Source organism: Novosphingobium sp. (genome assembly GCF_027531025.1).
Taxonomy (GTDB): Bacteria; Pseudomonadota; Alphaproteobacteria; order Sphingomonadales; family Sphingomonadaceae; genus Novosphingobium.
The window spans coordinates 254,395-281,383 of the sequence record NZ_JAPZQX010000002.1; the positions used below are offsets into that span (position 1 = coordinate 254,395).

Sequence of the window (26,989 nt, forward strand, 5' to 3'; positions counted from 1 at the left end):
ATGGGCCGGCTCGCGGGCAAGACCATCGTCGTCACCGGCTCGGGCAAGGAAAAGGGCCTGGGCCAGGGCATCCTGCGCCGCTTTGCCGACGAGGGCGCGAACTGCGTCGTTTCCGACCTGCGGATCGATGCCGAGGCCGAGGGCGTGGCCGAAGACCTGCGCGCCCGCGGCGTCAAGGTCGCGACGATTGCCTGCGACGTGTCCGATCCGGCGCAGTGCCAGGCCCTGGTCGACCGGGCGGTTGCGGCGCTGGGTTCGGTCGATGTCTTCGTCAACAATGCCGGGATCGGGTTCATGATGAAGCCGATGCTGGAGGTTGATCCCAAGGACTGGGCGACCGTGATCGCGGTCAACCTGTCGGGTGCCTTCTATTGCACCCAGGCCGCGGCCAAGGCGATGATCGCCGCCAACGAAACAAATGGGGGCAAGGGCGGGCGGATCATCAACATCGCCAGCCAGGCGGCCAAGACCGGCTTTCCTCACCTGCCGGCCTATGTCAGCTCGAAGCACGGCATGGTCGGCCTGACCCGCGCCTCGGCGGTGGAACTGGGCGCGCACGGTATCACCGTCAACGCGGTCTGCCCGAACCATGTCACCACCGGCCTTGGCGCGCAGCAGAACGAGTACTTCTCGAAGTTGCTCGGGTTCGACACGGTCGAGGCCTACTTGAAGAACATGGCCGCCAAGAACCCGATGGGGCGCCCCGGCCTGCCCAGCGACACGGCGGCCGCCTGTGCCTGGCTCGCCAGCGACGACGCCTTTTACGTCACCGGCGAGGCGCTGAACGTCTCGGGCGGCGAGGAGATGCATTGATGCGTGAGGAACGGATGGACCTGCCCGGCGGCGCGAAGATGGCGCTGTCGGTCGTGGTCAATGTCGAGGAAGGCAGCGAACAGACCGTGGCCCGCGGTGACAAGGGGATGGAGCCGGTCGACGAGCTGGGCATCTTCATCAAGGCCCCGATCCGCAACTATGCGAACGAGAGCAACTACCTGTACGGCATCAAGGCTGGCGCCCCGCGTGTGGTCAAGCTGCTGAAACAGTTCGATATCATGGCGAGCTGGACCGTTGCTGCCCTGTCCCTCGAGAACCATCCTGAGATTGCCGAAGCGATTGTCGAGCTGGGCCATGAGCCGGTCAGCCACGGTTGGCGCTGGGTCCACCAGTTCCGCCTGAACGAAGAGCAGGAGCGCGAGTTCATCCGCAAGGCCGTGGCCAGCATCGAACAGACCTGTGGCGTGCGCCCATATGGCTGGCTGTCGCGCTACATGCTGACTGACAACACCCGCCGCCTGCTGATCGAGGAAGGCTTCTCCTACCACATGGACGATTACAGCGGCGACGTGCCGTTCTGGGATCGCGAGACGGTACCCGGCAAGCCCCTGGTGATCGTGCCTTACCAGCTCGACAACAATGACATGAAGATGTGGACCGATCCGGCCATGACCCCGGAGCAGTGGCTGGCCTATGCCAAGCGCAACTTCGACCAGGTCTATCGCGAAGGTGCGGAAGGCAATCCCAAGATGATGAGCCTGGGGCTTCACCTGCGAATTATCGGTCGGCCCGGACGGATCTGGGCGCTGGAGGAGTTTTTCCGCCATGTGCGCCAGCACGACGGGGTCTGGGTGACGACGCGCAAGGCGATCGCCGATCACTTTGCCGCGACGGTGCCGGCATGACGCTGCGGTTGACCATCGGCGAACACGTCGCCCGACTGTTCATCGACCGGGCGGACAAGCGCAACGCCTTCAACCAGGCAATGTGGGAGACTTTACCCGAACTGGTGCTGCAGGCCATGGCCGATCCGGCGGTGCGGGTGCTGACGATCGAATCCGCCCATCCTGGCGTGTTCTGTGCCGGGGCGGATATTGCCGAACTGCTGGCCAACAAGGACGATGCCCTTTGGCGCGGCGCCAACCAGGCGGCGATCAATCGGGCGCAGCATGTGCTGGCGCGGGCGGAGAAGCCGGTCATCGCCTTCATCGATGGCGATTGTGTCGGCGGGGGCTGCGGGATTGCCCTTGCGGCCGACATTCGCGTGGCCACGCCGCGGGCGCGGCTGGGCATCACCCCGGCCAAGCTGGGGCTGGTCTATCCGCTCCATGATACCAAGCTGCTGGTCGATCTGGTCGGACCGGGGCAGGCCAAGCGAATGCTCTACACCGGCATGCTGCTGGATGCGCAGGAGGCACTGCGGATCGGTCTGGTGGATGAAGTGACCGATAGCCCCGGCCACCTTGAGGATGTGATCGCGGCCAATTCGCTCCATTCGACGAGTGGCATGAAGCGCTTCGTGCGCCGCGTGCTCGATGGCCAGGCGGATGATGATGCCGAGACACTGGATGTCTTCGCGCAGGCCTTTACCGGGCCGGATTTCCTGGAAGGGACCAGCGCCTTTGTCGCCAAACGCAAGCCGGAGTTCAAGTGATGGCCATTCCCCACGGAACGATCATGGGCGGGCTCTCGGTGGTGCCGGACGTGTCCGCTGCGCTCGCCGATTACCAGGGCGTGCTGAAGCTTGATCTGGTTCACGAAGGCCCGCTGCCGGCGGAACTCGCGGCCAGCTGGGGCTGTCCGGCCAGCGCCGGCGCGCGCCATGCCGTGCTGCGGCCCAAAAGCGGCAACCCGTGCTGGTTCCGGTTGGTTGAGCAGCCAGACCATCCCGACTTCAAACCCACGACCACTTTCGGCTGGGGCGCCTTCGAGTGCACGGTCGAAGACGTGTTCGGCTGGCCCGACCGGCTGCAAGGCAGCGGCTTTACCATCGTCGGCGAACCGCGCGAACTGCCGGGGATGGATGCTTTCATCCCGATGCAGGTGCTCGGCACCGGGCGCGAGATGGTTTACCTCAACCAGGTCTTCAACGACATGGCGAACGTTGACCTGCCACGCGCCCAGTCAATCACCGACCGGATCTTCATCGTCATCCTCGGCACGCCCAGCCGGGCGGAGTCTTGCCGCTGGTACCAGGAACGGCTTGGGCTGGAGCCGGTCGATACCTTCGAACTGCCCTATGCCATGATCAACGACGCCTTCGGCCTGCCGGCGGACTACATTTCGGCGCTGACCATGGTCCAGGCCGGACGGATGCCGATTGTCGAGGTGGACGATTACCCGGAGCAGGCCCGGCCGCGGGCTCGCCATCCCGGGATGCTGCCGCCCGGCAATGCGCTGGTGACACTGGCGATGCGCGATCTGGACGCCTGCGAGGTGGACTGGATAGCGCCGCCTGTGGTGCGCGAAGGGCCGCTGTATGAGGGCCGTCGTGCGGGCACCTGCCTCGGCTATGCCGGTGAATTGATCGAACTGGTGGAGGTGGGTTGATGGCGCTCTATTGCATTCACGCGATCGATGGACCGGGGGGTTCAGAAATCCGTCCGCGGCTGATCGGCGCACACCTCGCTCATGTCGAAGCGAATATTGATCGCTACTTCGTTGCCGGACCGCTCAGGAATGCGGAAGGGGAGACGATCGGATCGATGCTGGTGGTTGAGGCTGCCAACGAAACCGATGCCCGCGCTTTCCTCGAACAGGATCCCTATGCTGGGGCAGGGCTGTGGAACCAGATCCATATCGCGGCCTTTGCCGCCGTGGCGGGGACCAGCGTGGGCGGGGCGGCCTGGAAGAACTAGCCGCCCCGGTCCCGTGCCAGGTTACTTGACGCCCATTTCCTTCAGCAGGTTGGTTGCCCCGTCGACCTTTTCCATGACCCACAGCATGTAGCGGTGGTCGACATGGATGGTGCGGTTGATCGCCGGGTTGAACCGCCAGTCGGAAATCACCCCGTCGAGCGTGCCGTCAAAGGCCAGGCCCACCAGTTCGCCCTTGGCGTTAAGCGTGGCCGAACCGGAATTGCCGCCGGTGATGTCGACGGTTGACAGGTAGTTCACCGGCAGGGTGCCCAGCTCCGGTGCGACATAGTTGCCATAGTCGCGCGCCTTGACCAGTTCGATCGCCTTGTCTGGCGCGTCGAATTCGCCCTTGCCGGTGTGCTTGGCGGCCATGCCTTCGGCGGTGGTGAAGGCGCTCCAGGTCACGCCATCCTGCTTGCGGCCGGTCACATGGCCCCAGGTGATCCGCAGCGAGCTGTTGGCGTCGGGATAGACGGGCTTCCCCTGTTCGCGGGTCCAGGCCATCCGGGCCTCCATCACCGCGCGCGAGGCGGCGTTGAGCTTCCCGTCGTTCTCCTTGTCCTCGTCCAGCCGCTGCTGGCTATAGGGATAGGCCGCCACGGCCAGCTGGATGAACGGATCGGTCGAGGCTTCGAATTCGGCCGGGGTCTTGTCCAGCCAGGCCAAGCGCGTGGCCGTGTCGGTCAGCTTCGTTTCGGCATAAAGCTTGTCGAGGCCGATCTGGTCGAGCTTGGCCAGCAGCACATCGTTGCGCTCACCGGCCGGAACCGAGCGATAATGCTCAAGCGCCCATTCCATGATCTTGCGATCGACCATGGCGTCGAACCGTCGCTCGATCTGCTTCAGGCCTTCGGTGCGCGGGGTGCGGTCACGATCCTGGAAACCGGCTTCGCGCTGGGCATCCGGCTTGGCCCGTTCCTTGGCCCAACGGTACAGCGTGCTGGCTGCCGACAGCAGCTGGGCGCGTCCCATTTGGCCCAGCTTGATGTCGTTCACAGCGCGCTTGTTGCTTTCGGCAATCAGCGCGTCGAGCTGGGCGAGGGCCGGGCCATAAGTGGCCTGGCGCTTGGGATCGGCCGCAAGCCAGGTGCGGAACGCGGTTTCCTCGGCCTCCTTGGTTTCGATCAGGCGGATCGCGTCGGCCCCCGACATCTGGCCCAGCAGGTTCTTCTTGGTGTTGTCTGCGCCGCGCACGCTGTTGGCGTACTTGATTTCCGCGGCCTGATTGCCGGCGGTCAGCTTGTTCACCAGGTCCGAATAGTCGGACAGCATCTTCTGGTTGAGCGGATAGCGATCGGCAAAGACCGACTTGGTTTCCGCCGCCATGCGCCAGCGGTTGGTGTTGCCGGGGAAGCCTGCCAGCATCACGAAATCGCCGTCCTTCAGGCCTTCCTTGGCAATCGTCAGCCAGGACTTGGGCTGGTAGGGAACGTTGTCCTTCGAATAGGCGGCCGAGCTGCCATCGGGGCCAACGTAAGCGCGATAGAAGCCGAAATCGCCGGTGTGGCGTGGCCATTGCCAGTTGTCGGTCTCACCCCCGAAATTGCCGATTCCGCCAGCCGGGGCATAGACCAGGCGCACGTCCTTGATCTCGAGCTGCTGCTGCAGGAAGTAGCGCTCCCCGCCGAAATAGCTGCGCACGTCGCAGCGGCGGTTGGGCTGCTTTTCGCAAGCGGCGATCAGGCCCTTGCGGTTGGCGTCCATCCGGTCGAACCGCTGCCGTCCGGTCAGCTTGGTCGTCACGCCTTTCAGCATGTCGGCCGTGACGTTACGCAGGGCCTCGATGACGAAAATGCGGGTGCCGGGGGCGGCGGGCACTTCCTCGGCCTTGGTCTTGGCCAGGAAGCCATCGGTCAGGTAATCCTGGCCCGGTTTGGAATTGTACTGGATCGAGCCATAGACGCAGTGGTGGTTCGAAACCACCAGCCCTTCGGGCGAGACGAACGAGGCCGAGCAGCCCCCCAGCGAAGCAATGGCGTTCATCGGCGCCTTGGTCAGGTCGGCCAGCTGTTCGGGCGGAACCTGGGCCCCGGCAGCCTTCATCTGTGCAGCCACTTCGGCCATCTGGCTTGGCAGCCACATGCCTTCATCAGCGGCTACCGGGGCGGCCAGAGCCAGCAGCGAGGTGCCAGCGGCAATCATGCGAAAGGTCATTCAGCTCTCCACGTCACGTCTGTCATGCGGCGGAATCATCCCGGCCGCGAATGGTGCGGGACAAAGCGCAAGTTGGCGCCGCGCACAAGCTGGATCGTGGGATAGGGTCAGAACGCGGGGGTCGGCTTCACATCTGGTGCGGTGTTGTCCATGTCTCGCCAGAGCAACCAGCCCTTGCCCTTGCGCTTGTAGATCAGCATTGAGCGGCCGGCGGTGTGGATTGCGGGCTTGCCGGGCAGTTGCGCGGTCATCCAGTATTTCGCGACGAGTACGCCCAGCTTGCCCTCGATCGCAATGTCCTCGGGCTCGAAGCGGAAGGCGACCGTTGCACCCTGGTCCTTGAACCGGCGGAGATAGACGATGATTGCGTCAGCGCCCCTCGCGACCGGGGCCTTGTCGGTCATCAGCCAAGCGTCGTCGGTGTAAAGCTTGCGCAGTGCCGCCCAATCGCCTGCAGAATAGGCTGCGTTCCAGAGATCGCCCTGCGCGGCAATCTCCGCCTTCTGGTCGCGCGCGAGGGCGGGCTGGGCGAGGGCAAGGCTTAGCAGCAACAGCAGGGTTCGGATCATCTCGGGGCTCCTTGGTGGCCAGACGCGCAGCATTGCAAAGATGTCCGGACAAATCCATAGTCCTTGGCATCGGAGGGACTGTCATGCGTTTCACCCTGATTGCCGTCGCAGCGATGGCATTCGCCTGCCCGGTGCAGGCCGAGGACGCCCGCACGATCATTGCCCGCGCAGCCGAAGTGGCTGGGGGCGAGGCCTGGCTCAGCCCCGCGACCCTGCGGCTGGAAGGACGGGCGGCGTTCTATGCGCCAGATAAGCCTGGTGTGGTCCGCCGTGCCGAAAGTTATGTCATGTGGCGGGTGCTCGATCCGAACCGCACCGCTGCGCATGGACCTGATGGCAAGGTGCGGATCACCGCGCGTTCGGGCGGCAGGCTGCTGTTCGATGTCGGCTACGATGGCGAGACTACCTGGAACGAGCGCGGTGTCGTGCCCAAGGCCGAGGCCGACGCCTATTGGGCCGCCAACTTCGGCTTCGGGATCATCCGCATGGCTTTGAAGCAAGGCTTCAAGCTGGAGCTTGCGCCAAACCGGACAATCGATGGCCATGCGCTCGACATGGTCCGGATCGTCGATCCTGGCGGCCAGGCGACGCTGTTCGGGATCGACGCGAAGAGCCGCTACATCCGCTACATGGGCTTTGCCACCCCGCGCGGCTGGCATGAGCGGGTTTATGACGATTTCGTGTTTTTCCGCAGCCCGCGCTGGCTGCAGGCGCGCAGCGTCACGCTATTCTACAACGGCGTGCGCCAGAATACCGTCTATTGGGACAAGGTCGTGGTCGGCCAGCCGATCGATCCCGCGACCTTCGCCATGCCCGTCAGCTATGGAGCAAAGCCTTGACCGCCTGGATGATCGTCACCGCCCGGATCCATGACCGCGAAAAGTTCATCACCGGCTACGGTCCGGCCGCTGCGAAGCTGATCGGGCAGTTCGGAGGCAAGTACGTTGTTCGTGCACCGGGGGCCGAGGTGCTTGAGGGTGAGGGGTGGCCGGGCGCTTCGGTGGTAATCTCCGAATGGCCCGACAAGGCGGCACTGATGGCCTTCTGGAACTCGCCCGAATATGCCGAGGTCAGAAAGCTGCGCGAGGGACTGGCCGATGTCTCGATCATGGTGATCGAGCAGCCGGGTTAGAGCAGCAGAACGGCGAAGCCCAACGCGGTCAGGAAGCTGGCGAGGGTCGCGGTCACCACCGGAATTGTCGCCCGCCAGCCCATGTCGAGCAACAGGTCCATGCGGCTGCGCATCGCCGTGGCCGTCACCGCCAGCAGCAGCAGCCCCTTGGAGCCGACCAGGGCATAGTGGCTGACCGGCTCGGGTACGGTGATCAGGCTGTTGAGCACCACGGTGGCGAGGAAGGCGGTGATGAACCACGGGAGTGACAGCCGCTTCCACAACGGCTGGGCTGCGCCCCCGGCGGACCTGTCCCGCAACATCAGGCTGACCAGCACGACCACCGGTGCCAGCAGGGCTACGCGGGCCAGCTTGACGATCGTGGCGTAAGAGCCCGCCGCATCGGAAAAGGCATAGCCGCCACCAATTGCCTGGGCGACATCGTGGATCGAGGCCCCGATCAGGAAGCCCGCCTGGCGGTCGGTCAGGGCCAGTTCGGCGGCCAGCACCGGATAGACCGACATGGCAAAGGCGCTGGCCAGGCTGACCCCCACCAGGGTGAGCGCAAACTGCGCCTGGCTGAGCCGTTCCTTACCGATCACGCCATAGAGCGCGAGCGCGGCGCTGGCCCCGCAGATCGCGGTCGATCCGCCCGCCAGCATCCCGGCATAGCGCGATTGGGTTACCATCCGGGCGCCGGCGATCCCGGCAAAGAAGGTCGCGGCCATCACCACCAGCAACGCCAGGAAGGGTGCTGCGCCGAGCGCCGTGATCTGACCCACCGTCACCTGCAGACCCAGGATCACGATCCCGACGCGCAGGCAGGTGCGCGAGGCGAAGTCCAGGCCAGGATGGGTCCGAGGATCGCGGGCGATGAAGTTCAGCGACAAGCCGATCAGCAAGCCCAGCAGGATGATCGGAAAACCGTAATGCTCCGACAGCCAGGCTGCCGCTGCCGCCGCCACGCCGCAGATGGCAAGACCTGGAAACAGGCTGTCCTTTGGCCGATCGGCCTGGGCAACCTGTTCGGCCAGGTGGAGTTCGCCATAAAGGTCGCCGCCATGGGGCAGGGCGTCCCAGTCGATCGTGGAGATGGGCTTGCGGGGGTCGCTCTGGTTCATCGTACTGGCGGGATCAGGCTTCGCCGGGGCGGCGGATGCGAGGAAGGAGCAGATGCAGCCAGCCAAGCGCCAGCAGATATGAGCAGGCAGCAAAGATGAACAGCGGGGTGAAGCCAAGGCCTGCGGTCAGGACGGCGCCGGTTACCAGCTGGATCAGTGCCCCGCCCATGTTGCCCATGAAGGCCCCGAAGGCGGTAACCCGGCCAACCTTCGAGCGAGGCACCACATCGGTGATGGTCGAGAAGATCGAGAGCGAGAAGCCCTGATGGCCCGCCATGACCACGCCCATCATCACCGCGACCGGCCAGAACGAATTGAGTTGCAGGACCAGCGGCAAGGGCAGCACGACCAGTGCCGAACAGAGCATCACCGTCTTGCGGACGCGGTTGGGGCTCCAGCCCTTTTCGAGCAGCCTGGTGGAAATCCAGCCGGCCAACAACGCCCCGCTGCCTGATCCCAGGAAGGCGATCGCCAGCGGCACGGCCAGTTCCTCGGTAGTGAGGCCATAGGTCTTGCGGTAGAAGTCGGGCAGCCAGAAGTTGATCAGCCACCAGGTGGCATCGGACAGCGCCTTGGCAATGACGATTGCCCAGGTTCGCCGGTCGGCCAGGATCGGGCCATAGGGCGCGCCATCGTCGGAATAGTCGCGGTTTTCATCCTCCGCGCCATCGTCGAAAGTGACGCGGCGGGCGAACCACAGCCACAGCGCAAGGGTCACGAAACCTGCCACCCCGCCGAAAATCAAAGCACCGCGCCAGCCAAAGGCGGCTGCGATGATCGGGATGAAGAAGGGCAGCGACAGGGTGCCAAGGCCCGCGATTGCTGTGCCCACGCCAAAGGCGAAGCTGCGCTGGTTGGCCGGGAACAGGGTCGCGACGGTCTTGATTGTCAGCGGGGTCTGGACCGCCTCGGTCGCGCCGAGGCCGATGCGGGCGGCGACCACGTGCCAGGCGGTCATCGCCCAACCATGCGCCATGGCTGCAAAGCTCCAGGTGGAAACCCCCACCACCATCGAGCGCCAGACGCCCAGCTTGTCCACCAGCCAGCCGGTAAACAGGAAGGCGAAGGCCGCAGCCATTTGGGTCACGAAAGCGAGGCGACCGAAATCGGCATCGGTCCAGCCGAAGTCGGCGGACATGTCGGGCTTGAGGATCGCGATGATCGGTCGATCCATCGCGTTGAAGACGCCCGCCACGCAAAGCAGGAGAAACAGGGTCCAGCTGAGCCGGCTGTTGATTTTCTGCACCCGCGCCATCTCCCCTTCGCGGCTGGAAACAAGTGGGGCCTCCGTCCGGAGACGAAGGCCCCATGATTGTCAGGCCTTAACCCATTCGGATCAGAAGCTGAACCGGCCGGTCACGCCCCAGTAACGATCCGCATCGCGCGGGATCTGGTAGCGATAGGCACCGCCCACGCCGCCGTTGACGATCGCCGCGGCATAGGCCTTGTCGAACAGGTTGCGGACCACGAAGGTCAGCTTCCACTTGTCATCCGGATCGACGATGCCGACCTGGGCGTTGACCAGGGCATAGGCCGGGATCGTGCCCAGCGCGCGCTGGACCGCATCCGGCGAGAACAGCGAGAGCTGCTTGCTCTGGAAGTTCATCGAGGCGCCGAAGGCGAGGTTGGCGAAACCGCCCGTCTCGATCGTGTGATCGAGCGCCATTGAGCCCTTCCAGGTCGGGGCGAAGCCCAGCTTGGTGCCCGGCGGGACGATCGCCGTGGCGGCCGCGCCCGGCGCTACCTTGAATGCCACGACCTTGGCATCGTTGATCGACAAACCGGCGCTCAGGTTCGTGGTCGAACCAATCCGCCAGTTCATGTCGATTTCGATACCCTTGGTCGAGATCTCGCCCGCGTTGGTGAAGCGGGTGACGACCACGCCGGCAACCAGGTCAGGGTTGTTGGCCTGGAAGTTCTTGTACTTGGCATAGTAGGCCGCGATGTTGAAGGTCAGGCGACCGTCAAGCAGCGTGTTCTTCAGGCCGATCTCGAACGAGTCCGAGGTTTCCGGCTCGATCACGTTGGTGCCGGTGGCGGTCAGGTTGAAGAAGACGTTGTAGGCCGGACCCTTGTAGCCACGAGCGTAGCTGGCATAGGCCATGCTGTCGTCGTTCAGGTCGAACTGGAACGCAGCCTTGCCCGACAGGTTGTCGTTGCTGGTCTCGGCGGTGAACGGCGCAGTCGGCGCACCGGTGCCGCTCGGCGTGACCGGGAAACTCGGCTGGATGCCGGGGCCGGCCAGGGTGGTGTTGCGGCTGTGGAAGACCGACAGCTTGTCATGCGTGTAGCGCAGACCGGCAATGAACCGCGCGGTGTCGGACAGCTTGTAGGTAGCCTGGCCGAACAGGGCGAAGTTGTTGAAGGTCGAACCGAAGGTCGCCGAGCCCGACGGGAAGGTCGAGGGGTTGGCGTTCACGCTGCCGCACGGGATCAGCACGGTGGTCGGAGCGCCGGCCACGGCGGTGCAGCTGATCACGTTGCGGGTGAAGGTGCGTTCCGAAACCGCGCGCGAATAGAACGCGCCCAGCACATAGGAGAGCGTCTGGTCGGCGGGCGAGGTCAGGCGCAGTTCCTGGGTGAAGGTGGTCGAGGTCTGCGGGCCGGTGTCGTGCAGCTGCGAGAAGCCGACATAGGCCCGGTCGAGCCAGTCACCGTCACGGATTTCGGTGTTGTCCCAGCCGCGATAGGCGGTGATGCTGGTAATCGTGTGATCGCCAAGGCCGAAATCACCCTGGAACGACACACCCCAGCCTTCTTCCTTGGTCGCAGTGACCAGGTTCTGGGCAACGGCGCGGGTGTTGGCACCATCCGGGCTGGGCAGGGCCAGGTGGCCCAGGCTGGTGGTCGGCAGGCCGGCACCGGTCAGCGGGCTGGTGGCGATTATGTCGGCGCAGCAATCGTCGTCGTTCTTGTAATAGTCGGCGGCGAGGTACAGGCGCAGGTCGTCGCTCGGCTCATAGAGGAACTGCCCGCGCAGGCCCCAGTGCTTGTAACCGTTGACCCACTCGTTGGTGGTGACGTTGCGGATGTTGCCATCGTATTCGCCGTAGAAACCGGTGAAGCGGGCGGCCAGGTCCTGACCGAGCGGCAGGTTGACCGCGCCCTTCAGACGATACTCGTTGCGGTCGAAATAGCTAGCTTCCACCGAACCGCCGAATTCCATCTTCGGCATCTGGGTGGTGATGTTGACCACACCGGCCGAAGCATTCTTGCCGAACAGCGTGCCCTGGGGGCCACGCAGCACTTCCATCTGGGCCACGTCGACCAGGTCGGAGAAGGCTTCGCCCGAACGCGAATAGACCACACCGTCAACCACAGTCGAAACCGAGGGCTCACCCGCGATCGAGAAGGTGGCCGTACCAACGCCGCGCAGGAAGATGGTCTGGTTCAGCGTCGTGCCCGACTTCAGGAAGTTGAGCGAAGGCACCATCTGGCTGGCGCTTTCGATGCTGGGACGCGAGGCATCGGCCAGGCGCTCACCCGAAAGGACCGACACGGCGACCGGCACGTCCTGGACGTTTTCAGCGCGCTTCTGGGCGGTAACTACGATTTCGCCGGGGACGCTTTCGTCCTCGGCAGCCGCGTCCTGGGCATAGGCCGGAGCGGCAAAAGCAACCATGGCCAGCGCTGCCAGGGGCAGGGCCGACGAGGCGCGGAGCATCGACTTCATGGATGTGTCCTCCCTTGAGCCGGGGCCTCACTGCCCACGGCAATTCTCCTCTGGCGGACGGGATGCACCCTTCCGCTTGGCGCTTGAATTGCGGCGAAGCGCTCGATATGTCAAGCGGTGTCATACGGGTTTGCGGCGCTTGTGGCTTTGGCGCAACAGCCGCAAGGGAAGCTTGGGGGAATGCACGTGGAGGCCGGATTTTCGGCAGTTGATGACGGGTTTGACCTGCATTTCGCGGGGCGTCTGGTGTTGCGCCATCGCAGTGACGCCCCGGTGCTGACGAGTGCCCGCGGTAAGGCTTCGGTCAAGATGTACCGGGGCAACTTCCAGATCGACGATGCTCCGGAAGATGCCCTGACCCCGCTCGATTGCGTGGTTTCTGCCGATGGTGTGACACTCTCTTCTGACGGTGTGGCAGTCGCGCGAATCGCGCTGGAGGGCAATCGCCTCGCCGTTTCCCTGCTTCGTCCCGGCCACGACCGAATCACCCTGCGCTGGCATGCCGAACCGGGTGAGGCTGCCTGGGGCGGAGGCGAGCAGATGAGCTATCTGGCGCTCAATGGTCGCCGCTTCCCGATGTGGACCAGCGAACCGGGCGTGGGCCGCGACAAGACCACTGCACTGACACAAGCGATGGACCGCGATGGCATGGCAGGGGGTGACTACTATCACACCAACTACCCACAACCGACACTCCTGACATCCCGCTGGCTGGCGATCCATCTGGACGCGGCCTGTTACAGCGTGATCGATTGCAGTGACCCGACAAGCCATGCCTTCGAGGTGTGGAAGAACGAAGCTGCCTTCGAACTGTTCGCAGCCGATGGCCCGCTGGAGCTCGTCGGCCAGCTATCCGCTCGCTTCGGCCGCCAGCCGCCATTGCCCGATTGGGCGATCGGCGGGGCGATTGTCGGCCTGAAGGACGGCGCGTGCAGTTTTGAGCGGCTGGATGACTTCATCAAGGCTGGCGCGGCCGTGTCGGGCCTGTGGTGCGAGGATTGGGCCGGGATCCGCCAGACCAGCTTTGGCCGGCGGCTGTTCTGGGACTGGCGGCGCGACAACCAGCGCTTCCCCGACCTGCCGCAGCGGATCGCGGCGCTGGAGGCGCGCGGCATCCGCTTCCTGGCCTATGCCAACCCCTATCTCTGCAACGACGGCATCCTTTACGAGGAAGCGCTGGAGGGCGGCCATTTCTGCCTCAAGCAGGACAGCGACGAAGTCTATCTCGTCGATTTCGGTGAGTTCGACTGCGGCGTGCTCGATTTTACCCGGCCCGAAACGCGTGACTGGTTTGCCGAAAAGGTGCTGGGGCGCGAGATGCTGGATATCGGCATTTCCGGCTGGATGGCCGATTTCGGCGAATATCTGCCGACCGACGTGCGGCTGGCCGACGGCTCCGATCCGATGGAGGCCCACAACCGCTGGCCCGTACTGTGGGCCGAGGTCAATGCCCAGGCGGTCGAGAGCCGGGGCAAGACCGGAGATGCGGTGTTCTTCATGCGCGCGGGCTTTTCGGGGGTGCAGGCCCATTGCCCGCTGCTCTGGGCGGGTGACCAGTCGGTCGACTTTACCCGGCATGACGGGATCGGTACGGTGATCACGGCCGCGCTGTCGGCGGGGCTGGTCGGCAATGCCTACAGCCATGCCGATTGCGGCGGCTATACCTCGATCCTCGGCAATATCCGCACGGCCGAGCTGATGGAGCGGTGGTGCGAACTGGCCGCCTTCGCACCGGTCATGCGTAGCCATGAGGGCAACCGGCCGGACGACAACCTGCAGTATGACTCGACGCCAGAACTGCTGGCCTGCTTCGCGCGGTGGAGCCGGGTGCATCGGCACCTCGCCTCTTATGTCCGCCACCTGTGCGATGAGGCACTAGAATTCGGCCTGCCGGCGCAGCGTCCGCTGTTCCTGCACCATGCCAACGATGCGGCGCTTTACGCAGTGCAGGATCAATACCTCTATGGTGCCGACCTGCTGGTTGCCCCGGTGATCGAGGAAGGCGCCATTGCGCGCGAAGTGATCCTGCCGGGCGAGGGTGAGTGGGTTCATGCCTTCACTGGCACGGCCTACGCTCCAGGCACGCATACCATAGCGGCGCCGATCGGCACGCCGCCCGTGTTTTATCGTCCGGACAGCGCCTTTGCCGATCTCTTTGCCGGACTGCGGGCGCTGTGAGCGAACGGTCGAACATCCGGGATGTGGCCGCACGGGCCGGGGTGGCGGTGAAGACCGTCAGCCGCGTGCTCAACGGCCATCCCTATGTCTCGGCCGATACCAAGGCGCGGGTGGAAGAAGCGATAAAGGCGCTGGACTTCCGCCCTTCGGTCGCCGCCCGGATCCTGTCGGGCGCGAAGAGCAACCAGGTTGCCCTGATCTACGACAATCACAGCCCCTATTACATGTTCCAGATCCAGACAGGGTGCTGGGATTTCTGCCGCGAGAACGGCATCCGTCTGCTGGCCCAGCCGGTCGACGTGGCCGATCCGATGGTTGGAGAACAGGTGCGTGGCCTCGTTACCGAAACCCATGTCGACGGGATCATCCTCTCCTCACCGGTCACCGATTGCGAACCGGTGCTGCGCGCGCTCGAATCGATGGATATCCCCTTCGTCCGTATCTCGCCCGGTACCAACCACGCGCTGACCAGCTCGGTCTTCATGGACGATGCCCAGGCAGCGGATGACATGACCACCCATCTGATCAATGCCGGGCATCGCCGGATCGGTTTCATCAAGGGTCACCCCAATCACATGGCCTCGGACGATCGCCAGGCGGGCTATCGCCGGGCGCTTGACCGGGTGGGTATTGCCTATGATCCGGTGCTGGTCTGCGAGGGCGAGTTTGATTTCGATTCCGGCGTGCGCGGCGGCAATCGCCTGCTTGACCTGCCCGAGCCGCCGACCGCGATCTTCGCTTCGAACGACGATATGGCGGCCGGAGTGCTGGCTGTGGCGCACGATCGCGCCATTCCGGTTCCGGCCCAGCTGTCGGTAGCCGGGTTTGACGACACGACGCTCGCCCGCACGGTCTGGCCGCCACTGACCACGATCCACCAGCCGATGGCCGAACTGGCCCGCACGGCTGCCGAAATTCTCATTGCCGGCGGTGACATCACGCACCGCCGATTGCCCCATCAACTCATCGAACGCGCCTCGGTCGCGCCGCCATACAGGAAACCATCATGAGCCAGTTGCCCCTTCCGCCTGCCACCCGCCAGCTTGGCGCCAGCGGCATTCAGGTCTCCCCGATCGCCTGGGGCATGTGGCGCCTGGCCGAAAACGGCCGGACCGCCACCGATGCCGCGCAGCTGGTCCACGCCGCGCTCGATGCCGGGATCAATTTCCTCGATACGGCTGATATTTACGGGTTCAACGGTTCGGGCGGCTTCGGCGATGCCGAGGCGCTGCTTGGCGAAGTCCTCGCTGCCGAACCTGGCCTGCGGGGCCGCATGGTGCTGGCCACCAAGGGCGGGATCATGCCGCCGCTGCCCTATGACCAGAGCGCCGATTACCTTCGCGCGGCGATCGATGCCTCGCTGACCCGGCTCAAGACCGACAGCGTGGAGCTGTGGCAGGTCCACCGCCCGGACATCCTGGCCCACCCGCAGGAAGTGGCCCGGGTGCTCGATGATGCCGTGACCGCCGGCAAGATCCGCACGCTCGGCGTCTCCAACTTCACCATTCACCAGACCGCCGCGCTCAACCAGTTCCTCGGCCACAAGCTGGTCTCGACCCAGCCCGAGATCAGCCCGCTGCGGATCGATTGCTTCGAGAATGGTGAGCTGGACCAGGCGATGATGCTGGGCCTGACCCCGCTGGCCTGGTCGCCGCTGGGCGGCGGGCGCCTCGCCAAGCCGGAAAGCCCGCGCGATCACGCGATCTGCGCCGCGCTCGACAAGGTGGCGGGCGAGGCGGGCGTCTCGCGCTCGGTCGCGGCCTATTCCTGGCTGATGGCCCACCCGGCCGGGATCGTGCCGATCATCGGTTCGCAGCAGGCCGAGCGGATTGCCGAAGGCATGGCCGCGCTCAAGGTGCAGTGGACCCGGACCGACTGGTACGCTGTCCTCGTCGCTGCGCGCGGTGTGCCGCTGCCCTGATCAAACTGGATTGATACCGATCAAGGCGGGCCGCGACGGCATCGGCCAGAGGCCCGCCAACGACCTGACCCGACGGAGAGAGATGCCATGACCGCCCACAACCCGCCCGAAATCGCCTGGTTCTCGGCCCTCTGCGATGACGATTACGAGTTCCTGGGCGTTCCCGATCCCTACCTGAAATCCAGCTGGGAGCATTGCCGCAACATCGTGCTGCGCGCCGAAGAGGGCGGGTTTGACAATATCCTGCTGCCCTCGGGCTATGAGCTGGGGCTTGATACCACCGCCTTTGCCGCGGCGGTGGCCACCCAGGTCAGGCGGATCAAGCTGCTGTGGGCGACCCGCATGGGTGAGGACTGGCCGCCGCAGCTGGCCCGTCGCATCGCCACGCTGGACCGGATCCTTGGCCCCAATGCCGCCGGGACGGGTGGGCGCCTCAACGTCAACATCATCTCATCGCCGATGCCCGGCGAGACTCTGGAAAGTGGCCCGCGCTATCGCCGCGGCACCGAGATCATGAAGATCGTCCGCACGCTGCTCAACGGTGAGCACCTCGATTTCCAGGGTGAGTTCTACAATCTCAAGCTCGATCCGGCGCGGATCACCACGCTGTCGGGCAAGTGCCCCAACTTCTACTTCGGCGGGCTAAGCCACGAAGCACGCGATTGCGCCGCGGAAGCGGCCGACGTCTACCTGATGTGGCCGGACAAGATGGAGAACGTGCGCGAGGTTGTGGCCGACATGAAGGCCCGCGCCACCGCCTATGGCCGCACGCTCAAGTTCGGCTATCGCGCCCACGTGATCGTCCGCGAGACCGAGGACGAGGCGCGGCTCTATGCGGACCGGCTGCTGTCCAAGCTGGATGACGAGATGGGCCGCGCGATCCGCGAAAAGAGCCTCGATGCCCAGAACTATGGCGTCCAGCGCCAGCAGGAACTGCGCAGCGCTGCCGATGGCGACGGCTTCGTGGAAGAGAACCTGTGGACCGGCATCGGCCGCGCCCGTTCAGGCTGCGGCGCGGCAATCGTCGGCAACCCGGATCAGGTGATCGCCAAGCTGCGCGCCTATCAGGAAGCGGGCATGGAGGCCTTCATCCTGTCCGGCTATCCGCATGTCAACGAATGCGACATGTTCGCCCGTTACGTGCTGCCGCAGATCCAGCACGCGCCGATCGCGGGTTAGGGCAGGGGCGTCCGGGGTTGTTAGCCCCGGATCTGGTATGCAACTTCGAAATCGCCCCAGCGGCGGCCCTGGACGATCACCGGGGTATAGACGTTGCGGACCACCAGGTAATTGGTGCCATCGCCTTCCTGGCGATAGACCGACATGAAGAACGGGGCCTGGCTGGCCTTGGCCAGGTGGTCCGCGCCGCCCAGCATGATCCGCCCGTTGCGGCAGTACTTCGTGTCGTGGGCCAGGTCGCCAATCGGCTTGCGTGAATGTTCGGTCACATGGGTCGGCAGGAAGCCGTTCATGTCGGCCGCGCTGCACATGATCACGTTGGGATGGCTGGTGCGCAGCCGGTCGAACAGGGGGCGCCAGTTGGCATCGGCCCAATCGCTGAACTGGGTGCGGTAGAGTTCCGGGTTGGTCCCCGGAACAAGCCGGTAATTGGTGTCAAACATCTGGTCGAGCCGCAGCTCGCCCCGCTCGATCGCATCCTCGACCAGCGTGACCAGGTCGTTGCGGGCCTGGGCGGCCAGCTCGACGATTTCGGTATCGCGCGGCGAGACCCCGGCGCTGATCACGGCATTGAACAGCTTGTTCGAGGTCGATTCCATGTCGAGCACATTGCCGCGCGTGGCATCCAGCAGCACGGCGTTCTGACGCACCGAGCCGATCACGGTATTGGCGGGACGCAACCTGGAAATGCTGCGCGATTTTGGCGTTAGCATCGTGCTCGATGATTATGGCACCGGCTATGCCTCGATCAGCTTTCTGCGCCGCTTCCGCTTTGAAAAGCTCAAGCTGGACCGCTCATTGATCGTCGATGCCACCGGTGATGCCGCGACGCGGACCGTCATGGCCTCCAGCGTGACCATGGCCAAGGCGCTGGGCATGCAGGTTACCGCCGAAGGCATCGAGACCGAAGGCCAGGCCAGCATGGCCCGCATCGCCGGCTGCGATCAGATGCAGGGCTGGCTCTATTCGCGCGCCGTGCCAGCCGATGAACTGACCCGCCAACTGGCTACCGATATTGCCGCCAGTAGCGCGCTGGCCGCCAACCTTTCCTCCACCTCCGACGCGCCCCGGCGCGCCAGAGTTGGCAAACGCTAGGGATCCATGCCGATGTCTGCCACGTCCAATTCCAAGAACTGGTTCGTCGATTTGTCGGTCTCGGGCAAGCTCAGGGTGCTGCTGCTTGCATCGAACCTGGTCACGATGCTGGTCAGCGGGGTCAGCGCCGCCACGCTGCTGGCTTTCGATGCACCGTGGACCATCATCACCCTGCCGCTGCTGGTCGCCGCGGCCAGCCTGATCTACTCGGTCTTTACCGGCCGGTATGTGATGGAGCACGTGATCCGGCCATTTGAGGACCTGGCCGACGGGATGAACAAGATCGGCGAGGGGATCTATGACCTTGAGGTCAAGCATACCGAGCATGAGGATGAAATCGGCATGATGTGCCGCTCGCTGGAGAAGGCCAAGAAGGCCTCCTACCTGCTCAAGGACCTGCGCAAACAGGCCCAGGCCCGGCAGGAGCTCCACGCCGCGCAACTGGCCGAACTGGCGGCACGGTTTGAACGCCAGGTCAGCGAGATCGTGAACGGGGTCGCCGCCGCTTGCTCGCAGCTTGAATCGACGGCCACCGCCATGGCCGAAAGCGCCGAAGTCTCGGCTCGTCAGTCGGGCACCGTGGCCGATGCAATGGACAATGCCGCCGCCGGGGTGACGGCTGCCGCCGCCGCGACCGACGAGTTCGCCCTGTCGATCAACGAGATCAGCCGCCAGGCGTCCGGTTCGGCCGAATTGGCCCGCAAGGCTGCCGAAGCCACCCGCAAGGCCGATGCCACCATCGGCGCGCTGGCTGAATCCGCTGCGGAAGTGGGCCAGATCGTCGAGCTGATTTCCTCGATCGCCCAGCGCACCAACCTGCTCGCGCTCAATGCTTCGATCAAGGCGGCGCGCGGGGGTGAGGCCGGTCGCGGTTTTGCCATGGTGGCCGCCGAGGTGAAGGAACTGGCTGCCCAGACAGCCAAGGCGACCGAGCGCGTCGCGGTGCTGATCCAGAAGATCCAGGAAGACACCGGCACGAGCGTCACCTCGCTCCAGTCGATTGCCCGCCAGATCAACGATCTGGAGATCACTTCGGTCTCGATTGCCGCCGCGGTCGATCAGCAATCGGTCGCAGGGCAGGATCTTGCCCGCTCGATTGACCTCGCCGCGCGCAGCACCGAGCTGGTTTCAACCTCGATCGGGCAGGTCCGGTCCGGGGCGCTGGCGACGGGTGCGGAAGCCAGCCAGGTGCTGGGTTCGTCGAGCGAACTCAAGCACCAGTCGGCCGCGCTGCGCAATCAGGTCGACGATTTCCTCAATCACGTCCGCCAGGCGGCCTGAACCCAGCTGACCGGCGCGATCGTCAGCCGCGCCAGCGCCAGAACAATCGCATCCGGCGCGGCGGGCAGGTGGCCACCCGGCCTCGGCCACGCGCCTTCGCCTCGGTCACGGCAAGTTCGGCCGTACGGAGCGTCGCATCGCGGTTGCGCTCCAGCGCAGCAACGCCGATGCTGGCGGTGAAGGGCAGCTCCTCGGGCATGGCGTCTCGGGCGATCTCGGCAAGCGCTAGGCCTATGGCTTCGCCCAGGCGCATGCCTGCCGCAACGCTTTCCCCCGGCAGGATTACGGCAAAGCTCTCGCCATCGATCCGGGACAGGATGTGTTGCGAGCGCGTGATACGCCGAAGCAGGCCGGCGAAAGTTGTTAGCAAACGATCGCCCGCTTCGTGTCCGTGCCGCAGGTTGATCGCACGGAACCGGTCGAGGTCGATTAGCACCAGACAGCCATTCGTGCCCTGCCGCGCCAGGTGGTCAAGCATGGCCACAAACGCCGCGCGGTTGGTGAAGCCGGTCAGCTGATCAGTCATCGCGGCGGCAAAGGCCTCGCGCTCAAGCTCGCGCCGCTCGGCGATCGAGCGCAAGATGCATACAGCGCCAGGCAAGTGACCGTCTCCAAGAAGAACCGGATCGATCCGCAGTTCATGGTGACGTTGCCGCCGGGGCAGGTGAGCCAGTTCGACCTCGAACCAGCCGGTTCGACGTCCGTCGATCATCGCCTGTTCGAACAACGGTTTAAGTTGCTGAGGATGGCCTTGGTCAAGGTATTCCCAGAGCAATAGTCCGGGCAGGGCTTCGGCCCGCCCGCGTCGCAATCTTGCCACGGCAGCGGTCGCCTGAATGATCCGTCCGGATGCGTCGCAGGCCAGTACGATCTCCCTGCTGGCCGCTTCCCAGTGCCGATAGAGCGCGTCCTGCCCCCCGGGAACGAAATGGACCCCCATCGTCTTCCTGCCCCTGTTGTCGGGCAGCTCCGGTCTGGTCGCATCACGCAATGCCATCGCTGGCACAGCCCCTCGTAACATGGCCATCCCGGGCAGCCACCCACGGCGACCGGGCATGCCCCGACCGTCCTTGTTGCGATCCCTTTGAAGTTACCGGGTCGATGCAGTTTTGTTAGTTTTGTAAGCTAACAAAAGAACTGCGAATCAGTAACTTAAGATTCATTTACCATGTTTTGTGGCAGAGTTCAGTGGCATTGTGCGGGGCTTGGCCCCTATGCGACTTGGCCAGGCTTACAACTCGATCAGGATGCGCACCCGTTCGGGCCTGACCCCGGCCGCCATTGCGATTCGCTGCCGCGAGCTATCGACCAGCTTGGCCAGGTCGGCGGACACGCCAACCGTATCGCCAGCTCCGGCCAGCGACTCCGGCTCGACCCCCAGCACGGCGGCCAGCGCGGTCATCCGCGAGCCGGCGGGTCGGGCGCGATCATGCTCCCAGGCCCATACGGTCGGACGGCTGACCCCAAGTGCGGCAGCAACCTGCGCTAGCGACCAGTGGCGGGCCTGGCGTGCGGCGGCAATCCGCTGCCCAAGGGTCGATCCGGCGATCTGCGTCGCCCCTTCGGCAGCGTCCGTTTCCGGCTGTACTACCGGGGCCACGACCGAGCGGAGCTGCGCCGCGCTTAGCACGGCCCGTCCGATCGGCTCGGCGAAGCGGCAGCCGCGCAGCGTTCCACTGGCCCAGACCACTTCCGCGTCAACTGCACCGGCTTCGGGCAGGGTGATCCGCAGGCCTTCGCCCACCGCCAGTTCCTGCGCCGTCTCGATCAGCAGCCCGGTGGCCGAGATGTTGTGCACCGTCACATTGGCGGGCACGCCACCCAGCTCGCCGGAAGTTTCCAGCAGCAGTTCCCTGCGTTCAGCCCGCCCGTCGTGGTTCGGGGCGGGATCGATCCGTCCTGCAATAGCCATGGGGTCTGGTCTGGCTGTGACCTGTTAATTCCGCGTTAGCGCCAGCTCGGAATGCTACGAACTTGCGAGGTAGCAGTGATCGCGCCACAACCGGGGATAGGGAGGTACCGGGGATGACGCTTTCGCTCACGTTCCATGGCGCGGCGCAGACGGTGACCGGGTCCTGTCTTGAACTGCGCCATGGCCGGTCGCGGGTGCTGCTCGACTGCGGACTGTTCCAGGGCTCGCGCTCGCTCGAGGCGCTTAATCACGAGCCGCCGCCGTTCGATGTCGCCGGGCTTGATGCGGTGATCGTTAGCCACGCCCATATCGATCACAGCGGCCAGCTGCCGCGGCTGGCGAAGGAGGGGTATCAGGGGGCGATCTGGTGCACGCCGGAAACCTCCGATCTGCTTGAATTCATGCTGGCCGATGCCGGGCGGATTCAAGAGGCCGAAGCCGAGCGTCGCAACCGCAGGCGTGACCGGGCGGGCGACGATCCGTTCGAGCCGATCTATACCGAAGCCGATGCCATGGCGGCCTGGCGGCTGACCCGTCCAGTCCCGCTGTGCACCTGGTTCGAACCGGGCGAAGGCTTTCGCATGCGGCTGTGGAACGCCGGGCATATCCTGGGCTCCGCCTCGGTCGAAGTCGAGGCCGGCGGCACGCGCCTGCTGTTTTCGGGCGATCTCGGGCCAAACAACAAGGCCTTTCATCCCGACCCCGATTCCCCGGCCGGGCTGGACCATGTGATCTGCGAGAGCACCTATGGCGATCGCGCCCGCCAGCGGGTGACGATCGAGGAGCGCCGCCGCCTGCTGGAGGCCGAGATTCTGGCCGCCCGGACAAGGGGAGGAAACCTGGTAATCCCGGTCTTTGCGCTGGAGCGCACCCAGGAGTTGCTGCTGGATATCGCTGCGCTCTCTTCCAGCGGGCGGATCGGCCAGGCGATGGTCTTCGTCGATTCCCCCCTGGCCAACCGGGCGACGCTGGCCTTCCGCAAATATGCAGACCAACTGGAGGATACCGATGGACGCGACCCGTTTGGCCATCCTTCGATCCGCTATGTCAACGATGTGGCGGAATCGATGCGGCTCAACAGTGTTTCGGGCGCAATCATCCTCGCCGCTTCGGGTATGTGCGAAGCCGGGCGCATCCGCCACCACCTGTTCCACAACCTGCCGCGCCGGGATTCGACCGTGTTGTTTGTCGGGTTCCAGGCCGAAGGCTCGCTGGGCCGGGTGATCCTTGAAGGTGCCAAGCGGGTCCGGATTTCCGGGCGCGACGTGCAGGTGCGCGCCCAGATCCGCGAGATCGACAGCTATTCCGCCCATGCCGACCAGACCGAGCTGCTGGCCTGGATCGCGGCCCGCGCGCCGATCACCGGCAGCCTGTTCCTTGATCATGGCGAGGCCGGATCGATCGCCGAGCTGCGCCGCCTGGCCGAAAGCCAGGGCCTGGCGCGCTCGCTGATCGTGCCCGAAATCGGCGAGACCTGGGAACTGCCGCCGGGCGCCCCGGCCAAGCGGATCAAGACCGGCCGCACCGAACTGCGCCCCGCGCTGGGGCGCGACTGGCAGAACGAATATGCCGATCTTGCGACCAGCCTGAAGCGCCGCCTGGCCAATATCCGCGATGCCGAGGCGCGCCAGAAAGCCATCGCCCAGATGCGGGCCGTGCTCGATAGCTATGCCGATTTCCGCGAGGACAAGCAGCGCCGTCGCGAAATCCGACGCGGGCAGGGGAAGGGGCGAGCTTGATTTCCCGTGGTGGTGCCGGATGCTTAATCCTTGACCCTCGGCCTGTTTCCCCCTAACGGCGCGCATCTTCCGGACCTGTTCCGGATTGAGCTGAACATTGCCGGGGCGTCTGGTTCTGCCAGGTAATCCGTCAAAGTAACCCGGTCTTTTCAGCCGGGTGGAGCGTTTTCGGCTCGCGATTGATCGCCGCAGCGGGGCTGGCCCCGCGTTTGGCGCATTCGCGATTCGTTTTCCCTTCACCTTGCTGGCGCGGCCATAACCAAGGTGAAGAGTACTTCATGCCTACGATCAACCAGCTGATCCGCAAGGGTCGCGAACCGCAGAAGGCCAAGAGCAAGGTCCCTGCGATGGAACAGAACCCGCAGAAGCGCGGTGTCTGCACCCGCGTTTACACCACCACCCCGAAGAAGCCGAACTCGGCGCTCCGCAAGGTGGCGAAGATCCGCCTGACCAACAGCCGCGAAGTCATTTCGTACATTCCGGGTGAAGGCCACAACCTGCAGGAGCACAGCGTTGTGCTGATCCGCGGCGGCCGTGTGCGCGACCTTCCGGGCGTGCGTTATCACGTGCTGCGCGGCGTGCTGGATACCCAGGGTGTCAAGGACCGCAAGCAGAGCCGTTCGAAGTACGGCGCAAAGCGTCCGAAGTAAGGATTCACGCGTCAGCGGTCTTCTCCCCCATCCGGGCACCTGCACCAAGGTGATCATCGGGTGGCCGGGTGGGGGAGAGGGCCGGTGCCGCAAGGCGGTCACGGAAGTGATCGCCGCACTCCGAAGGAGTTGAAGCAAATGTCACGTCGTCGTCGTCCCGAGAAGCGGGAAATCCTGCCCGATCCGAAGTTCAAGGATCAGGTGCTGTCGAAGTTCATGAACAACCTCATGCTCGACGGGAAGAAGTCGGTTGCCGAAAGCATCGTCTATGGTGCGCTCGAAACCATGGAAACCCGCGCCAAGAGCGATCCGATCGCGCTGTTCCACGATGCGCTGAACAATGTGAAGCCGCAGATCGAAGTCCGCAGCCGCCGCGTTGGTGGTGCGACTTACCAAGTGCCGGTCGAAGTCCGTCCGGAACGCGCCCAGGCGCTGGCGATCCGCTGGCTGATCACTGCCGCCCGCAACCGCAGCGAAACGACGATGGCCGCGCGCCTGTCGGGCGAGCTGCTGGATGCCGCCAACAACCGTGGCAACGCGGTGAAGAAGCGCGAAGACACCCACCGCATGGCCGACGCGAACCGCGCGTTCAGCCACTATCGCTGGTAAGGCGTCACAACGCGGTCACATAATTGAACCAGGGGCGGGGGCCAGCAAGCGGCTCCTATCCCACTTAAGGACACCCAGACCATGGCCCGTAGCCATCCCCTCAAAAAATACCGTAATTTCGGTATTATGGCGCACATCGACGCTGGCAAGACCACGACGACCGAGCGCATCCTCTATTACACCGGCAAGTCCTACAAGATCGGCGAAGTGCACGAAGGCGCCGCCACGATGGACTGGATGGAGCAGGAGCAGGAGCGCGGCATCACGATCACGTCGGCCGCCACCACCTGCTTCTGGAACGACCACCGCCTGAACATCATCGACACCCCCGGCCACGTCGACTTCACCATCGAAGTCGAACGCTCGCTGCGCGTGCTCGACGGTGCCGTGGCCGCCTTTGACGGCGTGGCCGGCGTTGAGCCGCAGTCGGAAACCGTGTGGCGCCAGGCTGACAAGTATGGCGTGCCGCGGATGTGCTTCATCAACAAGCTCGACCGCACCGGCGCCAACTTCAAGTACTGCGTCCAGACGATCATCGATCGCCTCGGCGCAACCCCGGCGGTGCTGTACCTGCCGATCGGCGCGGAAAGCGATTTCAAGGGCCTGGTCGACCTGGTCGAACAGCGCGCGATCATCTGGAAGGATGAATCGCTCGGCGCCGAATTCTTCTATGAGCCGATCCCGGCCGACATGGCCGACGAAGCCGCCGAATATCGCAACAAGCTGATCGAACTTGCCGTCGAGCAGGACGATGACGCGATGGAAGCCTACCTCGAAGGCAACGAGCCCGACGTGGCGACGCTCAAGGCGCTGATCCGCAAGGGCACGCTGGGCCACGCCTTCGTGCCGGTGCTGTGCGGTTCGGCGTTCAAGAACAAGGGCGTCCAGCCGCTGCTCGACGCCGTGGTCGACTACCTGCCGTCGCCGCTCGACATTGCGGACGTGCAGGGCATCAACCCCGACACCGACGAGCCGGACAGCCGCGCCACGGCTGACGATGCGCCGTTCTCGGCCCTGGCGTTCAAGATCATGAACGACCCGTTCGTTGGTTCGCTGACCTTCACCCGCATCTATTCGGGCACGCTGACCAAGGGCAGCTACCTGAACTCGGTCAAGGGCAAGAAGGAAAAGGTTGGCCGCATGCTGCTGATGCATGCCAACAGCCGTGAAGACATCGATGAAGCCCACGCGGGTGACATCGTTGCGCTGGCGGGCCTGAAGGAAACCACCACCGGGGATACGCTCTGCGCCGAAAAGTCGCCGATCATCCTCGAGCGGATGGAATTCCCCGAGCCGGTGATCGAGCTGTCGGTTGAGCCCAAGACCAAGGCCGACCAGGAAAAGATGGGCCTCGCGCTCAATCGCCTGGCCGCCGAAGATCCCTCGTTCCGCGTCTCGACCGACCATGAATCGGGCCAGACCATCATCAAGGGCATGGGCGAACTCCACCTCGAAATCCTCGTCGACCGCATGAAGCGCGAGTTCAAGGTCGAAGCTAACGTCGGCGCGCCGCAGGTGGCTTACCGCGAATACCTCGGCAAGCCGGTGGACATCGACTACACCCACAAGAAGCAGTCGGGTGGTACCGGTCAGTTTGGCCGCGTGAAGGTCAAGGTCACCCCGGGTGAGCGCGGTTCGGGCTTCGTCTTCAAGGACGAAATCAAGGGCGGCAACATTCCGAAGGAATACATCCCGGCGATCGAAAAGGGCTTCCGTGAGACCGCCGAGACCGGCAGCCTCATCGGCTTCCCGATCATCGACTTCGAAGTGCTGCTTTATGACGGTGCCTACCACGACGTCGACTCGTCGGCCCTGGCCTTCGAAATCTGTGCCCGCGGCGCGATGCGCGAAGTGGCCCAGAAGTCGGGCATCAAGCTGCTCGAGCCGATCATGAAGGTCGAAGTGATCACCCCCGAGGAATACCTCGGTGACGTGATCGGCGACATCAACTCGCGGCGTGGCCAGATCCAAGGCACTGACTCGCGCGGCAACGCGCAAGCGGTGACCGCGATGGTGCCGCTGGCGAACATGTTCGGGTACGTCAACCAGCTGCGTTCCTTCACGCAGGGCCGGGCGAACTACTCCATGTTCTTCGACCACTATGACGAGGTCCCGGCGAATGTCGCGGCCGAGGTCAAGGAGAAGCTTGCCTAACCGGCAAGATG

General features: G+C 64.6%; 25 protein-coding genes. 17 read left to right on the forward strand and 8 right to left on the reverse strand.

What is annotated here, in order from left to right:
• Genes O9281_RS01715 through O9281_RS01735 form a run of 5 tightly spaced genes read left to right on the forward strand, consistent with a single transcriptional unit; the run spans position 1 to position 3,632 of the window.
• Positions 1-813: an SDR family NAD(P)-dependent oxidoreductase gene (locus O9281_RS01715; RefSeq protein ID WP_298182098.1), complete on the forward strand. Its 813-nt coding sequence runs from the start codon at positions 1-3 to the stop codon at positions 811-813.
• Positions 813-1,679 (forward strand): polysaccharide deacetylase family protein, encoded by an 867-nt coding sequence (locus O9281_RS01720; RefSeq protein WP_298182100.1) that lies wholly within the window; start codon positions 813-815, stop codon positions 1,677-1,679. The genes O9281_RS01715 and O9281_RS01720 overlap by 1 nt, the downstream gene beginning before the upstream one ends.
• Positions 1,676-2,428 (forward strand): enoyl-CoA hydratase-related protein, encoded by a 753-nt coding sequence (locus O9281_RS01725; protein ID WP_298182101.1) that lies wholly within the window; start codon positions 1,676-1,678, stop codon positions 2,426-2,428. Before O9281_RS01720 ends, O9281_RS01725 begins: the two co-directional genes overlap by 4 nt.
• Entirely contained in the window at positions 2,428-3,324 is an 897-nt protein-coding gene (locus O9281_RS01730; protein ID WP_298182103.1) for a hypothetical protein, read from the forward strand. Before O9281_RS01725 ends, O9281_RS01730 begins: the two co-directional genes overlap by 1 nt.
• A complete protein-coding gene (locus tag O9281_RS01735) occupies positions 3,324-3,632 on the forward strand; it encodes a YciI family protein (protein ID WP_298182105.1) in 309 nt (102 codons plus the stop codon). Before O9281_RS01730 ends, O9281_RS01735 begins: the two co-directional genes overlap by 1 nt.
• A 21-nt stretch (positions 3,633-3,653) precedes the next feature.
• On the opposite strand, the gene O9281_RS01740 is transcribed toward O9281_RS01735, so the two are convergent.
• Positions 3,654-5,786, reverse strand: a complete 2,133-nt coding sequence (locus tag O9281_RS01740; protein ID WP_298182107.1) for a S46 family peptidase — start codon at positions 5,784-5,786, stop codon at positions 3,654-3,656.
• A gap of 107 nt (positions 5,787-5,893) precedes the next feature.
• Positions 5,894-6,355, reverse strand: coding sequence for a nuclear transport factor 2 family protein (locus tag O9281_RS01745; RefSeq protein ID WP_298182109.1), 462 nt, complete (start codon positions 6,353-6,355; stop codon positions 5,894-5,896).
• An 83-nt stretch (positions 6,356-6,438) separates the two neighbouring features.
• Between O9281_RS01745 and O9281_RS01750 the strand changes: the two genes are divergently transcribed.
• Both O9281_RS01750 and O9281_RS01755 read left to right on the forward strand, forming a co-directional pair.
• Complete coding sequence (locus O9281_RS01750; protein ID WP_298182111.1) at positions 6,439-7,194, forward strand: hypothetical protein; 756 nt, start codon at positions 6,439-6,441, stop codon at positions 7,192-7,194.
• Positions 7,191-7,487, forward strand: a complete 297-nt coding sequence (locus tag O9281_RS01755; protein ID WP_298182113.1) for a DUF1330 domain-containing protein — start codon at positions 7,191-7,193, stop codon at positions 7,485-7,487. Before O9281_RS01750 ends, O9281_RS01755 begins: the two co-directional genes overlap by 4 nt.
• Here the strand turns inward: O9281_RS01755 and O9281_RS01760 are convergent.
• The 3 genes from O9281_RS01760 to O9281_RS01770 form a co-directional block, all read right to left on the reverse strand.
• Positions 7,484-8,587 carry a putative sulfate exporter family transporter gene (locus O9281_RS01760; RefSeq protein WP_298182115.1) on the reverse strand — a complete coding sequence of 368 codons (1,104 nt, stop codon included), beginning with the start codon at positions 8,585-8,587 and terminating at the stop codon, positions 7,484-7,486. The genes O9281_RS01755 and O9281_RS01760 overlap by 4 nt on opposite strands.
• Positions 8,588-8,600: 13 nt before the next feature.
• Positions 8,601-9,833 (reverse strand): MFS transporter, encoded by a 1,233-nt coding sequence (locus tag O9281_RS01765; RefSeq protein WP_298182117.1) that lies wholly within the window; start codon positions 9,831-9,833, stop codon positions 8,601-8,603.
• Between the two features lie 90 nt (positions 9,834-9,923).
• Positions 9,924-12,260 carry a TonB-dependent receptor gene (locus tag O9281_RS01770; RefSeq protein ID WP_298182119.1) on the reverse strand — a complete coding sequence of 779 codons (2,337 nt, stop codon included), beginning with the start codon at positions 12,258-12,260 and terminating at the stop codon, positions 9,924-9,926.
• Positions 12,261-12,440: 180 nt separating this feature from the next.
• Between O9281_RS01770 and O9281_RS01775 the strand changes: the two genes are divergently transcribed.
• From O9281_RS01775 to O9281_RS01790, 4 genes are all read left to right on the forward strand, one after another.
• Positions 12,441-14,438 carry an alpha-glucosidase gene (locus O9281_RS01775; protein WP_298182121.1) on the forward strand — a complete coding sequence of 666 codons (1,998 nt, stop codon included), beginning with the start codon at positions 12,441-12,443 and terminating at the stop codon, positions 14,436-14,438.
• On the forward strand, positions 14,435-15,448 hold the full coding sequence (locus tag O9281_RS01780; protein WP_298182123.1) for a LacI family DNA-binding transcriptional regulator: 1,014 nt from the start codon (positions 14,435-14,437) through the stop codon (positions 15,446-15,448). The genes O9281_RS01775 and O9281_RS01780 overlap by 4 nt, the downstream gene beginning before the upstream one ends.
• Positions 15,445-16,359, forward strand: coding sequence for an aldo/keto reductase (locus tag O9281_RS01785; protein ID WP_298182125.1), 915 nt, complete (start codon positions 15,445-15,447; stop codon positions 16,357-16,359). The genes O9281_RS01780 and O9281_RS01785 overlap by 4 nt, the downstream gene beginning before the upstream one ends.
• An 87-nt stretch (positions 16,360-16,446) precedes the next feature.
• Positions 16,447-17,538 (forward strand): LLM class flavin-dependent oxidoreductase, encoded by a 1,092-nt coding sequence (locus O9281_RS01790; protein ID WP_298182128.1) that lies wholly within the window; start codon positions 16,447-16,449, stop codon positions 17,536-17,538.
• A 20-nt stretch (positions 17,539-17,558) separates the two neighbouring features.
• Here O9281_RS01790 and O9281_RS01795 read toward each other — a convergent pair whose 3' ends face one another.
• Positions 17,559-18,188, reverse strand: coding sequence for a hypothetical protein (locus O9281_RS01795; RefSeq protein WP_298182130.1), 630 nt, complete (start codon positions 18,186-18,188; stop codon positions 17,559-17,561).
• 37 nt (positions 18,189-18,225) lie between these two features.
• On the opposite strand from O9281_RS01795, the gene O9281_RS01800 reads away from it, so the two are divergent.
• Together O9281_RS01800 and O9281_RS01805 are read left to right on the forward strand one after the other, a co-directional pair.
• A complete protein-coding gene (locus O9281_RS01800; RefSeq protein ID WP_298182131.1) occupies positions 18,226-18,633 on the forward strand; it encodes an EAL domain-containing protein in 408 nt (135 codons plus the stop codon).
• Between the two features lie 12 nt (positions 18,634-18,645).
• Entirely contained in the window at positions 18,646-19,914 is a 1,269-nt protein-coding gene (locus O9281_RS01805; RefSeq protein WP_298182133.1) for a methyl-accepting chemotaxis protein, read from the forward strand.
• A gap of 22 nt (positions 19,915-19,936) precedes the next feature.
• On the opposite strand, the gene O9281_RS01810 is transcribed toward O9281_RS01805, so the two are convergent.
• The gene (locus O9281_RS01810; RefSeq protein WP_298182135.1) at positions 19,937-20,905 is read right to left on the reverse strand and encodes a GGDEF domain-containing protein; all 969 of its coding nucleotides are present in this window, start codon (positions 20,903-20,905) and stop codon (positions 19,937-19,939) included.
• Between the two features lie 240 nt (positions 20,906-21,145).
• On the reverse strand, positions 21,146-21,826 hold the full coding sequence (locus O9281_RS01815) for a helix-turn-helix domain-containing protein (protein ID WP_298182137.1): 681 nt from the start codon (positions 21,824-21,826) through the stop codon (positions 21,146-21,148).
• Between the two features lie 113 nt (positions 21,827-21,939).
• On the opposite strand from O9281_RS01815, the gene O9281_RS01820 reads away from it, so the two are divergent.
• The 4 genes from O9281_RS01820 to fusA all read left to right on the forward strand — a co-directional run bounded on the left by O9281_RS01820 (position 21,940) and on the right by fusA (position 26,978).
• Positions 21,940-23,565, forward strand: coding sequence for an MBL fold metallo-hydrolase (locus O9281_RS01820; protein ID WP_298182139.1), 1,626 nt, complete (start codon positions 21,940-21,942; stop codon positions 23,563-23,565).
• A 278-nt stretch (positions 23,566-23,843) separates the two neighbouring features.
• Complete coding sequence (rpsL, locus tag O9281_RS01825) at positions 23,844-24,215, forward strand: 30S ribosomal protein S12 (RefSeq protein WP_169492430.1); 372 nt, start codon at positions 23,844-23,846, stop codon at positions 24,213-24,215.
• A 138-nt stretch (positions 24,216-24,353) separates the two neighbouring features.
• A complete protein-coding gene (gene rpsG / locus O9281_RS01830; protein ID WP_298182143.1) occupies positions 24,354-24,824 on the forward strand; it encodes a 30S ribosomal protein S7 in 471 nt (156 codons plus the stop codon).
• Between the two features lie 81 nt (positions 24,825-24,905).
• A complete protein-coding gene (fusA, locus tag O9281_RS01835) occupies positions 24,906-26,978 on the forward strand; it encodes an elongation factor G (protein ID WP_298182145.1) in 2,073 nt (690 codons plus the stop codon).
• Positions 26,979-26,989: the final 11 nt, after the last annotated feature.